Origin of the sequence: Levilactobacillus suantsaii (assembly GCF_014069315.1) — a bacterium.
Taxonomy (GTDB): domain Bacteria; phylum Bacillota; class Bacilli; order Lactobacillales; family Lactobacillaceae; genus Levilactobacillus; species Levilactobacillus suantsaii.
Window position 1 is genome coordinate 1,243,923 of the sequence record NZ_CP059603.1, and the last position, 12,696, is coordinate 1,256,618.

Annotated in this window: 11 protein-coding genes, 1 pseudogene and 1 riboswitch; of the genes and pseudogenes, 9 read left to right on the plus strand and 3 right to left on the minus strand. The window is 55.9% G+C overall.

Annotated features, from left to right (window positions below; translation table 11 throughout):
• Positions 1-50: 50 nt before the first annotated feature.
• On the minus strand, positions 51-1,040 hold the full coding sequence (gene dapF, locus H3M12_RS05680) for a diaminopimelate epimerase (protein ID WP_129032673.1): 990 nt from the start codon (positions 1,038-1,040) through the stop codon (positions 51-53).
• A complete protein-coding gene (locus tag H3M12_RS05685) occupies positions 1,033-2,412 on the minus strand; it encodes an aspartate kinase (protein ID WP_182151034.1) in 1,380 nt (459 codons plus the stop codon). The genes dapF and H3M12_RS05685 overlap by 8 nt, the downstream gene beginning before the upstream one ends.
• A gap of 174 nt (positions 2,413-2,586) precedes the next feature.
• Positions 2,587-2,771, plus strand: a riboswitch (Lysine riboswitch).
• Between the two features lie 103 nt (positions 2,772-2,874).
• On the opposite strand from H3M12_RS05685, the gene lysA reads away from it, so the two are divergent.
• From lysA to H3M12_RS05720, 7 genes and pseudogenes are all read left to right on the plus strand, one after another.
• On the plus strand, positions 2,875-4,176 hold the full coding sequence (gene lysA, locus H3M12_RS05690; RefSeq protein WP_129032671.1) for a diaminopimelate decarboxylase: 1,302 nt from the start codon (positions 2,875-2,877) through the stop codon (positions 4,174-4,176).
• 17 nt (positions 4,177-4,193) lie between these two features.
• The gene (gene dapD, locus H3M12_RS05695) at positions 4,194-4,898 is read left to right on the plus strand and encodes a 2,3,4,5-tetrahydropyridine-2,6-dicarboxylate N-acetyltransferase (RefSeq protein WP_182151035.1); all 705 of its coding nucleotides are present in this window, start codon (positions 4,194-4,196) and stop codon (positions 4,896-4,898) included.
• Positions 4,895-6,042, plus strand: a pseudogene (locus tag H3M12_RS05700) (N-acetyldiaminopimelate deacetylase). Before dapD ends, H3M12_RS05700 begins: the two are co-directional and overlap by 4 nt.
• Before the next feature lie 13 nt (positions 6,043-6,055).
• Complete coding sequence (gene dapA, locus H3M12_RS05705) at positions 6,056-6,943, plus strand: 4-hydroxy-tetrahydrodipicolinate synthase (RefSeq protein WP_129032668.1); 888 nt, start codon at positions 6,056-6,058, stop codon at positions 6,941-6,943.
• On the plus strand, positions 6,940-7,716 hold the full coding sequence (gene dapB, locus H3M12_RS05710; protein ID WP_129032667.1) for a 4-hydroxy-tetrahydrodipicolinate reductase: 777 nt from the start codon (positions 6,940-6,942) through the stop codon (positions 7,714-7,716). Before dapA ends, dapB begins: the two co-directional genes overlap by 4 nt.
• Before the next feature lie 43 nt (positions 7,717-7,759).
• Positions 7,760-8,944 carry an aminotransferase class I/II-fold pyridoxal phosphate-dependent enzyme gene (locus tag H3M12_RS05715; protein ID WP_129032666.1) on the plus strand — a complete coding sequence of 395 codons (1,185 nt, stop codon included), beginning with the start codon at positions 7,760-7,762 and terminating at the stop codon, positions 8,942-8,944.
• Positions 8,945-8,983: 39 nt separating this feature from the next.
• The gene (locus H3M12_RS05720; RefSeq protein ID WP_129032665.1) at positions 8,984-10,057 is read left to right on the plus strand and encodes an aspartate-semialdehyde dehydrogenase; all 1,074 of its coding nucleotides are present in this window, start codon (positions 8,984-8,986) and stop codon (positions 10,055-10,057) included.
• 127 nt (positions 10,058-10,184) lie between these two features.
• Here H3M12_RS05720 and H3M12_RS05725 read toward each other — a convergent pair whose 3' ends face one another.
• A complete protein-coding gene (locus tag H3M12_RS05725) occupies positions 10,185-10,901 on the minus strand; it encodes a gamma-glutamyl-gamma-aminobutyrate hydrolase family protein (RefSeq protein WP_129032664.1) in 717 nt (238 codons plus the stop codon).
• Between the two features lie 214 nt (positions 10,902-11,115).
• Here H3M12_RS05725 and acpS point away from each other — a divergent pair, with 214 nt between their 5' ends.
• Both acpS and alr read left to right on the plus strand, forming a co-directional pair.
• Positions 11,116-11,478 (plus strand): holo-ACP synthase, encoded by a 363-nt coding sequence (acpS, locus tag H3M12_RS05730; RefSeq protein ID WP_129032663.1) that lies wholly within the window; start codon positions 11,116-11,118, stop codon positions 11,476-11,478.
• The gene (gene alr, locus H3M12_RS05735; protein WP_129032662.1) at positions 11,478-12,605 is read left to right on the plus strand and encodes an alanine racemase; all 1,128 of its coding nucleotides are present in this window, start codon (positions 11,478-11,480) and stop codon (positions 12,603-12,605) included. The genes acpS and alr overlap by 1 nt, the downstream gene beginning before the upstream one ends.
• Positions 12,606-12,696 lie beyond the last annotated feature (91 nt).

Sequence of the window (12,696 nt, forward strand, 5' to 3'; positions counted from 1 at the left end):
AATCCCTCAGCAAGCGTTGGCCTGCTGGGGGATTTTTTTGCCATTATAGCTTATTTTGTAGCGGGAACCGTGCTGGCGACAAAGGCCTGGTAGGCAGCCTCTTCGGTGGTTGGGGTGACCAAAACTTGGGTGATATCGGCCTGATGGAGCGCCGTTTCACTCAGGGTGAGGCGGGCCGTGAACGTGCCATTACCAATCAAGTGAAGCTGACTGGTGGCCGCCGTTTTCCCCAGGTGCACCCGGGTTTGAACGACCCCGCCGGGATTTTGCACGGTGATGGGAGTGGTGGGATCAAACGCCCTTGGGAACTGCCGGGCGAAGGCCAAACTGGTAGCGGACATTCCGGTCCCACAGGCGTTGGTGAAGCCCACGCCCCGTTCGTAGGTCTGCACGAAAAGGTGGTTGGTCCCCCGAATTTCCGCGAAACTGACGTTGACGCCCTCGGTGAAATGGGGGTTCGGGGCGTTCAGCGTTTGCCCTAATTGGCCTAGAGCGGCTTCATCGATTTTATCGACAAAACTGATGAGGTGCGGGTTGGGCACCGCAATGGCCGTGAAGGTCTGGTCGGGTAAAAATTCGGGCACGGCCTGATCATTCAAAACGGCTTGGTCGTGGTAGTGCAACGGTAAATCGGAAGCCGCCATTGAAATGGGGGCAATCTGCACGCTAAAGGCCGGGACGTTGGGCGCTAAATCAGGCGCTTGTTCCACGGCCAAATCCATGAACGGGGTCGCAATTTTAAATTGGGTCTGGTTGGATTTTTCGGCTAAATAACGGGTCACCGTCCGCAATCCGTTTCCACACATCTTGGCCTCGCTACCGTCGGCGTTGATGATGCGCATCTCGCCCAGACAGTCGGGGTGGGTGGTGGTGTTGACCACTAACACGCCGTCGGCACTGCCCAAAGAAGTCGCGTGGGGCTGACAAATGACTTGGGCCAAGTGGCTGAGTTCGGTGTCGGTCAAAGGCGTTGAAAGTTGGGTCTGGTCAAGAATGAAGAATTGGTTTTCGGAGCCGTGAGCTCGCAATAGGTTAATCATGAGTGGTCACCTCGCTAGGTTGAAAGAAGGTCTGGTAGATTTGGCGGACGGCGTTGTCGGCATCGCCGGCTTGAACGCCAAGCATGATAGAAATCCGGGACGCCCCTTGGTTGATCATGTGGATGGCGATATTATTTTCGGTCAGTGAATCGATGACCTTACCGATGGTGTCGACGTTGTGGGCGATGCCCTCACCGACCACCATGATGATCGCGTAGTCGTCGATCCATTCCATGTAATCCGGAGCCAACGTTTTGCGGACGTCGGCACACAGGTGCTTGATGGTGGCTTCGTCCAGTTTACTCCGGTCGAAGATGATGGTCAGGTCATCGATTCCGGAAGGCATGTGTTCGTAAGAGATGTTGTATCGCTGGAAAATTTCCAGGAGCTTAAGCGTGAAGCCGACTTCCTTGTTCAACAGGTAGCGGTGTAAGTAGAGCGCCGAAAAACGGTTCGAACTGGCAATCCCGGTGATGGGACAAGCGGGATTGAAGACGAACTGCGACGGCACAATCAGGGTGCCCGGCGCCTCGGGATTGTTGGTGTTTTTGACGTTGACGGGGACTTGTCCTTGGACCGCCGGAATGATGGCTTCGTCTTGGAATACAGAGAAGCCGGCGTAGGAGAGTTCTCGCATCTCCCGGTAGGACATCTTCTGGATGATGGCCGGGTGGTCGACCACGTGGTTGTTGGCCGCATAGATGGCGTCGACGTCGGTAAAGTTTTCGTATAAGTCAGCACTAAAGCCGCGACTCAAGATGGCTCCGGTGATATCAGAACCGCCGCGGGCAAAGGTAAATAGGCTGCCTTGGGGGGTGTAACCGAAGAAGCCGGGAAAGACCAACCGGGTATCACCGGCGTGCAATTGCGCCAGGTTGGTGTAGGTCTCCGGCAAGATGTCGGCGTCGTTGGGCTGACCCGAAACGCGGATGCCTGCGGTCTTGGGATCCATGAACTTGGCAGAAATGCCTTGGTGGGTCAACACGGCCGCAATCAAAATGGCGTTGAGCCATTCGCCGTGAGCCTTGAAGGCGGCTAGTTGGTGGTCCGCATCGGTAAAGGTCGTGGTGGCCAGTCCGGTCAGCTTAGCTTGAATCTGGTTCAGGGTGTCGGCGGGGAGTTCAAAGTAGTCGCTGATGGCTTGGTACCGGGCTAAAATCGCCTGGACGGTGGGCTGGTAATCCGTTTGTTGTTGAACTTGTGTCGCGTATTGAATCAGCAAGTCCGTCACCTTGGTATCCCCTTTGAACCGTTTGCCAGGGGCGGAGGTCACGATGACTTGCCGGTCCGGATCAGCTTTGATGATATTGACGACCTTATTAACTTGTTGGCCGGTGGCTAATGAACCGCCACCAAACTTAACGACTTTCACATTTATCACCTCATAGGTTGAAAAAACCTAATTTATTTTTAATGACGACTTTAGCAGTTTTTGGGATTAAATCAAGTCTGACCGATATAAATTGGCTTGTAAAGTGTGAGAACTAGGTTAAAAATGATGAGACCCCTTGACGGATTATGAGAATTGCTATAATCTTAATTCAATTACATCAATAGAGGTTGCGACCAACATCAGTACATGTGTGAGTCCCTGTATGGACCATGACCGCATGGAAAGGGACGGTCGCCGAAGCGCTAGGGAATACGGGCCCTAGTGAGCTGGGACGGGTCACCAAGAGGATCCGAACTGTCGTAGCATTAAACAATTGGCTACGGGGCGCTTGCGACGAGTGAAGATACAGAATTTGCATAATTCTGGGATCTCTTTGTTTTCGTGAGCAAAGAGATCCTTTTTTAGTCCCCGGAACCCCAATGGAAGGGTAGGTATCGCGATATGCAAAAACCAGCTTTAACCGCCAACGCGGCGGGACATTTACTTCTGGGAGGCGTCGACACCGTTGAGTTGGCGCAGACCTACGGCACACCGTTAGTGGTCTATGACGTGGCGGCGATACGTCAGCAGATTCAAGCCTTTAAAGAGAGCTTACAGGCTAACGGATTGCGTTACCAAGTCAGTTACGCCAGTAAGGCTTTCGCTACAGTCGCGATGTACCAGTTGGTGACCCAAACGGGGATCCACACCGACGTGGTCTCCGGCGGTGAGTTGTACACGGCGTTACAGGCGGGCTTACCCGCTGAACGTATTAGTTTCCACGGCAACAACAAATCGCGAGCGGAGTTGGAACAGGCCGTCGACGCGCAGGTGGGCGTCATCATCTTAGATAACTTTTACGAGATTGAGTTATTGCACACCGTTTTATTAGAAAAGAACGCGACGTGTTGGGTGATGCTGCGGTTGACGCCGGGCATCACGCCCCACACGCACCAATACATCCAGACCGGTCAGGTCGATAGTAAATTTGGCTTCGACGTCGATTCCGGTCAGGCCGACCAAGCGGTCCAACAAGTCTTGGCCATCCCCCAGATGCACCTGATAGGGATTCACGCCCACATTGGTTCCCAGATTTTTGGGGTACAGGGATTTGAACTGCTGGCCAACAAACTAGTCGACATTGCCGCTGATTGGCGGGACCGCTTCGATTACGTTCCCGAGGTCTTGAATCTTGGTGGGGGCTTCGGGATTCGCTACACGGATGTCGACCAGCCGTTGAGTCCGGCAACGTTCATCGACCACATCGCCGCGGCGTTTAAAAAACGCGTGGCCTTACGTGGCCTGGCGTTGCCGGAGGTTTGGCTTGAACCCGGTCGGTCCATCGTGGGTCCGGCCGGCTACAACCTGTACACGGTAGGGTCGCGCAAGGACATCCCGGAACTGACGTCGTACGTGGCGGTCGATGGTGGCATGGGCGATAACATTCGCCCAGCACTTTATCAAGCCGACTACCAGGCGGTCTGTGCCAACCATCTCAACGCGCCGTTAGTGGCTCCGGTCCATCTGGCCGGGAAGTACTGCGAGTCCGGGGATATCTTGATCGACCAGGCGCACCTGCCGGCCGTGGCTCCCGGCGATTTGGTCGCGGTGCTCGCCACGGGAGCCTACGGGTACTCGATGGCGTCGAACTATAACCGTAACCCACGTCCAGCGGTCGTTTTCGTGGAAAATGGGCAGGCCAAATGCGTGGTCGCCCGTGAAAGTTATGCGGATTTGACCCGTTTGGACCAATCGTACCTATAAGATAGGAGAAAAAGAGAATGCAAAAAATGAGTGCTGAAGAAATTATTGCGTACATTGGGAATGCTAAAAAGGTTACACCGGTCAAGGTCACCGTGCAGGGGCATTACACCGCTGACCAGATTCCGAGCGGGGTGCAGTCTTTTTTGGCCCCAGATTTCGCCATCCTGGTGGGCGACTACCGCGCGATTGAACCGCTCTTAGCGGACAAGCAACCAGCCGACTACCACTTAGAAGTAACCGCCCAGAATTCGGCGGTGCCGATGCTGCCGATTGAACACGTCAACGCCCGCATCGAACCGGGCGCTATCATCCGCGACCAAGTGACGATTGGCGATAATGCCGTCATCATGATGGGCGCTGTCATTAATATCGGGGCCGGGATTGGGGCCGGGTCGATGATTGATATGGGGGCCGTCTTGGGTGGCCGCGCCATCGTGGGACAAAACGCCCACATCGGCGCCAACGCCGTCCTCGCCGGGGTAGTCGAGCCCGCTTCAGCCACGCCAGTCACGATTGGCGATAACGTCACGGTTGGCGCCAACGCCGTGGTCCTCGAAGGGGTCTCGATTGGCGATAATGCGGTCGTCGGTGCCGGAGCTGTAGTCACCAAAGACGTGGCCGAAAATGCCGTAGTGGCGGGCGTCCCCGCCAAGGTTTTGAAAATCAAAGATCAGCAGACGGAAGCTAAGACGCACATTGAAAAGGATCTGAGACGCTTATGACCTTAACGGAACCAGAATTGATCAAGATTCGGCGCCATCTGCATCAGATTCCGGAGTTAGCTTTGCAGGAGACCCAAACGCAGGCCTACCTGAAACAGGTCATTGCGACCTTGCCGCAGACCTATCTGACAGTCCACGAAGACCCACGGTTACAAACGGCCTTACTGGTTCGAGTGGCGGGGGCCGACCCGCAACGGACCATCGGCTATCGGGCGGACATCGATGCCTTGCCGGTCACCGAGCCCACGACCGTGGCGTTTCGCTCGCAACACCCGGGCGTGATGCACGCTTGTGGCCACGATTTACACGCGACGGTGGCCTTAGGTATTCTGAGCTACTTTGCCGACCATCAGCCCAAAGATAACCTAGTCTTCTTCTTTCAACCAGCCGAAGAAAGCCAAAGTGGCGGTAAATTAGCCTACGATTTGGGCCTGTTCTCCGGGGATTATCAGGTCGATGAGTTCTATGGCTTACACGACAATCCGACTTTACCGACCGGGATCATCGGCTGTCGCTTGGGGACCTTGTTCGCCGGGACTACCGAGGTCAATTTGACGGTCCACGGCAAGAGCGGCCATGCGGCCTTTCCACAACAGGCCACCGATGCGGTGGTCATCGCCGCGGCTTTAATCCTCCAACTGCAGACCATCATCTCGCGTGATATCGACCCCACGCGTTGTGGCGTGATCACTTTGGGCAAGGTTAACGCCGGCACGATTCGCAACGTGATTGCCGGCACCGCCCGCATCGAGGGCACGATTCGGGGCTTGACCCAGGATATGTTACTGCGGATTCGCCAGCGGGTCAGTGAAGTCGCTGCTGGAATCGGCGCGGCTTACAACGCGACCATCGATGTCGATTTTACGCAGGGGGGGTACTATCCCGTCGAGAATGATCCGGCGTTGACCCAGCGGTTCATCACCTATATGCAACACGAGCCAACGGTCACCTATCAAGAGACCCGCCCGGCGATGACTGGTGAGGACTTCGGCTACCTATTGGCTAAAATCCCGGGCACCATGTTTTGGTTGGGTGTCGATAGCCCGGGGGCCTTACATACCGCCGAGTTTCAGCCTCATGAGGCCGCTATCATGGCGGGGTCCACGCGGTTTGTGGCTTTTTAGAAGAACGCATGCAAGCATAATGGAGGCGTAATTATGGAACAAACAGCAACTTTATTGACGGCCATCATCACTCCGTTCACGGCGGATGGTTCGGCCGTGAACTACGACGCGTTAGCACGCCTGACCGAACACTTACTTCAGACCGGTAGCCAGGGCTTCGTCATCGGGGGCACGACGGGGGAAACGCCGACCTTAACGGAAGCCGAGAAATTAGAACTGTACACCCGCTTCGGCCAAATGGTGGCTGGCCGGGTGCCCGTCATTGCGGGGGCTGGGAGCAATAACACCCAGGCGACCATCGACTTCACCCGCAAGGTAGCCCAAATCAAAGGCATCGATTACGCCTTAGAGGTCGTCCCATACTACAACAAGCCTAATCAACGGGGGATGCAGGCCCACTTCAAGGCCATCGCGGCGGCGTCTGATTTACCCATCATCATCTATAATATCCCGGGTCGTACGGGCGTCACCATGACACCGGAAACGGTAATCGCGTTGTCTCAAGTTCCGAATATTGCGGGGATCAAGCAGTGTGGATCGTTGGCTGTGCAGACCATCGTAGACCACGTGTCAGCCGACTTCCTGGTCTACACCGGCGAAGACGCCCAAGCGTTGTTCGCCAAGACGATTGGCGCGACCGGGGTCGTGTCGGTAGCTTCCCACCTGTATGGTGAGCAGATGACAGCCATGTATCACGATTTGGCAACGGGGGATGTCCAGCACGCTGGGGCCATCCAGCGGGAACTGACCCCGAAGATGGCGGCATTGTTCATGTACCCGTCACCATCACCGGTCAAGGCGGTCTTGAACGACCAGGGTTACCAGGTCGGTGGGTGCCGGTTACCGATCCTGGCGTTGACTGACCAGGAAAAGGCCACGTTATACCAGGCCTTAGGGACTCAGGAAGGAGTGCGCCAATGATTTCGATTATCGTGTCCGGCTTCACGGGCGCTATGGGGCAAAAAGCGCTGGCCATGATTCAAGCGGCCGACGATTTACAACTCGTTGGGGTGTTCAACCCCCATGTGACCAACTTAGATCCAGCCGCCTACGGTTTGGACGCTAGCGTCAAGGTCGTCAATACTTTGACGGATTGGGCCGTGCCCGCTGATGTCTGGCTCGACTTTAGTTTACCCAGTGGGGTCTATGCCAACACCAAGACCGCCATTGAATACGGGATTCGTCCGGTTATTGGGACCAGTGGGTTGAGTGAAGAGCAGACGGCGGCATTACAACAACTAGCCGCCGACCACCAAGTCGGTGGCGTCATCGCCGCCAACTTCGGCGTTTCCGCCGTTTTGATGATGAAGTTCGCTCAACTAGCCGCCAAGTACTTTGACCACGCTGAGGTGGTCGAGTACCACCACGCCGATAAACGCGACGCCCCGTCCGGCACCGCCTTGAATACCGCCAAACTGATTTACCAGGCCCAAGGCAAGTCCGAGACGCATAATCCTGATGAACAAGACGACTTGGGTGATCGGGGTGGCGATTATCACGGCATCAAGATTCACGCGATTCGCCTGCCCGGCTTCGTGGCGGACGAAGAAGCCATTTTCGGGGGACCGGGTGAGACCTTGACCATCAAACAAAGTACCACCGACCGGGGTTCGTTCATGACGGGCGTCCGGCTGGCGCTAGATGCGGTGATGACGCGCCACGATTTGATTGTGGGGTTAGAGAACCTGATTTAACTGACCAGTAACGACTAAATTTTAATGAACGAGGTGAGGGCCAATGCCCCAATTAGATTCAAACGTGCGTCCCATTGTGAACCAAACAATCGCACCTATCGGAATTTCGCCGATTCGCTACTTCGCGCAAATTCCTGACTTGATTAAATTGACGTTAGGGGAACCGGACTTCAACGTGCCCGAACACGTCAAGCAAGCGGCCATCACAAGTATCGTGGACAACAAGTCCCATTACGCGCCCCAAAAGGGGATCTTACCCCTGCGGACCGCTATCAGTAGTTACCTGAAACAACGCTTTGACGTGAACTACGACCCTAAAACCGAAGTCTTGGTCACGGTGGGCGCGACGGAAGCCATCTTCGTAGCGTTAGGGGCGATGTTGAACCCCGGCGATAAGGTCTTGATTCCGACGCCGACGTTTTCACTGTACATGGCCGTGGTCAAGCTCTTCGGGGCGATCCCCGTTGAAATCGACACCACGGAAGACGGGTTTCGCTTGACCGGCAAGCGCCTGCAAGCGGTCATCGACCGCGAAGGGCCTAACCAGGTCAAGGCCTTGATTTTAAACTTTCCGGGCAATCCGACCGGGTTCGAATACACCCGCGCGCAACTGGAAGAGCTTGCCGCGGTGGTCGAACAACACGCGATGTACGTGCTGACCGATGAGATTTACGCCGAATTGACGTACGGGCAGCCACACGTGTCGATGGCCGAACTCTTACCGGGTCGGAGCATTTTGGTCAACGGCTTGTCGAAGTCGCACGCGATGACCGGTTACCGGGTCGGCTACTTCGTGGGCCCGGCGGACTTTATCGCCAACGCCACTAAGCTCCATGGGTTCGCCGTGACCAGCGTGTCGAACCCCGCGCAGTACGCGGCATTAGAGGCCTTAACGACTGGCTTAGCCGACGCGCAGCCCATGCAAGAGGCGTACGAAAAGCGGCGTGATTTTGTGGTCGCTAAGCTAAACGAGTTGGGTTACGAGACGTTGACGCCCGCCGGCGCGTTTTACACCTTCTCCAAGATTCCGGCCGCGTTTCATCTGAGTTCCGTGGCCTTTGCGGAAAAGTTAGCCGAAGACGGCAAGGTCGGCGTGACTCCGGGCAACTGTTTCGGGGCCAGCGGCGAAGGGTACTTCCGGATTTCGTACGCGGCGTCGATGGCCGATATCCAAACGGCTATGCAGCGCTTGGCAGTCTTTACCGAAAAGTTGACCCAGCGCGTTTGACAAATGAGTTTAGAGAATTAATGAAGGGATGACAGGTTTATGAGTGAAGGGTATACGGTTGTGATTCTAGGTGCGACGGGCGCTGTGGGCACCCGCATGATTGAACAGTTAGCGGACTCGACGATTCCGGTCGCCAACTTACATTTGTTGGCGTCGAAGCGTTCAGCGGGGAAGACCTTAACGTTTAAAGGCACGCCCGTGACCGTGGAAGAAGCGACGCCCGAATCGTTTACGGGGGTGGATCTGGTGCTGGCTTCAGCTGGCGGATCCGTGTCGAAGAAATTTTTGCCGGAAGCTGTCAAGCGCGGGGCGGTGTGTGTCGATAACACCAGTGCTTTTCGGATGGATCCGGAAATTCCGTTGGTGGTTCCGGAAGTTAACGAGGACGTTTTAGCCCAGCATCACGGCATCATTGCCAACCCCAACTGTTCGACCATCATGATGATGGTGGCCTTGGAGCCGATTCGCCAGGCGGTGGGCTTAAAGCAGATTATCGTGTCGACCTACCAAGCCGCTTCTGGCGCCGGACAAACGGCGTTGACGGAGCTCTACCAAGAAGCGCAAGACTACCTCGACCATAAGGAGATGCAAGCGCAAATCTTCCCGACCAAGGGTGAGGCACACCATTACCCGTTAGCCTTCAACTTGTTGCCGCAAATCGACGTCTTGGAAGATAATCTGTACTCCCACGAAGAATGGAAGATGATTCACGAGACCAAGAAGATCATGTTGGGGGACATGGATTCACCAAAGATCAAGGTCACCGCAACCTGCGTGCGGGTCCCCGTCCCCATCAGCCACGGGGAATCCATCTGGATTGACACCGGTAAACCTGATGCCACGGTCGCTGATTTACGAGCGGCGATTCAGGCCGCTCCGGGCGTGGTCTTGGAAGATGACCCGGCCCACCAGGTGTACCCGCAACCCATCAACGCCACGGGCAAGCGCGAGACCTTCGTCGGCCGGATTCGGCCCGACTTGGAGAACCCGGGCGCGTTCAATCTCTGGGCCGTTTCGGATAACCTCTTGAAGGGGGCAGCCTGGAACACCGTCCAGATTGCCGAACGATTAGTCGCCAAGGATTTGGTCCACCCAAGTGCTGCGGCGGAATAGGAAATGACTCAAGATCAGTCCCGGTCGCGCGGTGACGTGTGGGCACACGATTAAGGATGACCACGCGTCCGGGATGAAAAAAACTGGTAATCCCCGTGAGGATTACCAGTTTTACTTTATCAATGATTTAGTTGAGTCGGTCAACAAAAGCCTGAAACAGGGCTTGTTGTTCCGGACGGGTCGTCCAGAGGTTTTCAGGGTGCCACTGGACCCCCTGCAATAAGGCGTCAGACGACTCGATCCCTTCAATGACCCCGTCAGGTGCGGTGGCGACCACTCGTAAAGCCGCGGCCGGAGCCTTCACGGCTTGGTGGTGGCGCGAGTTGACCAGTGGGTGGGTGCCGATGGCCGCTTGCAACGCGGACGGCTGAATCGTGACACGGTGAGTCGGCAGGTCCCCCGGCGCGCTTTGGTGGTGTTGCAAGAGTGGTTTGCCAGGGTATTGGGTCGGCAAGTCTTGATAGACCGACCCGCCCAGCGCGACGTTTAAGACCTGCATGCCCCGGCAGATGCCTAGGATGGGAATTTGCCGCGCGGCTGCCTGGGTGACCAAAGTCATCTCGAACTGATCACGGGGCCGGTAAGTGCGACCTAGTTGGGGAAGGGGGTTATCGCCGACTAAGGTCGGGTCAAGGTCCGTGCCGCCAGTCAAAATCACACCGTCCAATTTTTCCAAAAGCGCATCGACCCGGTCTTCGGGAAGGTAGGGCAGGCTAACGGGAATGCCGCCGGCTGCCAACACGGCATTGACGGCCGCGCGGGGGACGAAATCGGCACGTTGTTGATTGATGACGGACGTGGGATCTAAAAAGACGTCCGCTGTCAGACCGATAAATTTACTCAAATAAGGCCAACTCCTTCATAAAAGGTATAAGGTCCATTGTAGCGCAGAGCAAGGGGCTGTCAACTGGGGGACACGGTGGCTGGTAGATTAGGACGCAGTCTACCGCCTACTCCCGGGGACAGTTGGGGGATATTTCGGGGGAACCAATCAAACACCGCCCCCATCGAGCGATGGCTGTGGTAAAATATGGCTTAGATGTTTAGGGGGTGACACCATGATTTATGGCACCGGTATCGATATCACGGATCTCGCCCGCGTCAAGGAAGTCGTGGCCCGTTACCCCGATTTTTTAGCGCGGGTCCTGACCCCCGGTGAATTAGTGGACTATCAGCAATTAAGTGGGTCACGCGCCATTGAGTATTTGGGGGGGCGCTGGTCCGTGAAAGAATCCTACGGTAAGGCGCTCGGCACGGGTATCGGCCACGCGTTTAGCTTCCAAGACCTGGAAGTGCGTGACGATGAGTCCGGGCGGCCCGTCGTGAAGTTTCAACCGTTTGGGGGCGTTGCCCACGTGTCGATCTCGCATACCGCGACCGTGGTGATGACGCAGGTTATTTTAGAAAGAGGGCAGTCATAATGGCAGTAGGACAACATCGGCCAACCCAGTTGGTGATCGATTGTCAGGCGTTACACGCGAATATTCAAGCAGAAGTCAGCCGCTTAAAGGCCGACTGTGAATTATTCATGGTCGTGAAGGCTAACGGGTACGGCCACGGTGCCGTGCAGGTGGCCCAAGTCGCCAAAGATGCTGGTGCGACCGGGTTTTGTGTTGCAATTTTAGATGAAGCGTTAGAGTTACGGGCAGCTGGGTTCAATGAGCCCATCTTGGTGTTAGGCGTGACCCGACCAGCCGATGCACCGTTGATGGCCCAGAGCCGCATTTCGGCGACGGTGGCCGACTTGAACTGGATGCGCGAGGCCAGTCGTTACTTAAAATTAACGGTACCGAACCGACCGCTGAACGTGCACTTGGGCTTAGACACTGGAATGGGGCGGATTGGGTTCCGAACCACTGCTGAGTTACAAGCCGCCCTGAACTTTTTGGGGGCCGAGGCGGATGACTTCAACTTCGAGGGCATCTTTACCCACTTCTCGACGGCCGATGATCCCGACCAGGCCTACTTCAAGCAACAGGTAGCCAAGTGGCAGGAAATGGTGGCGATTTTGCCGTTCCGGCCGCGCTACGTGCACGTGTCGAATTCAGCGACCAGTCTGTGGCACGACGCTTGCAACGGCAACATGGTTCGTTTCGGAGTCGCCGGTTACGGCTTGAATCCGTCCGGTACGGCGATTCCAACCACGCCGTATCCGTTACAACCAGCCATGAGCTTGGAAAGTGAACTGGTTTATACCAAACGTCTACGAGCTGGGGAATCCGTGAGCTACGGGGCGACCTACACCGCGCCAACCGACGAATGGGTCGGGACGGTTCCGATTGGATACGCTGACGGTTACGAACGCCGTTTGCAAGGGTTCCACGTTTTAGTTGGCGGCCAGTTCTGTGAAATTATCGGCCGGATCTGCATGGACCAGTTGATGATTCGGTTACCCCAAAACTTCGTGCGGGGCACCCGGGTCACGTTAGTCGGGAGAAATGGCCAGCGGCAGATCACGTTGCAGGACGTAGCCGATTACTGTGACACGATTCATTATGAAATTGCTTGTGGTTTTACCAGTCGGTTACCCCGGCGGTATGTGAATTAAATCTCGGTCAGCCGTTTTGACCATGCGGAACGTTTGGCTGGTGGCTAAACCAGTTGGTGTGCCCGGGGGATTGGGCTTACGACGTAATTAG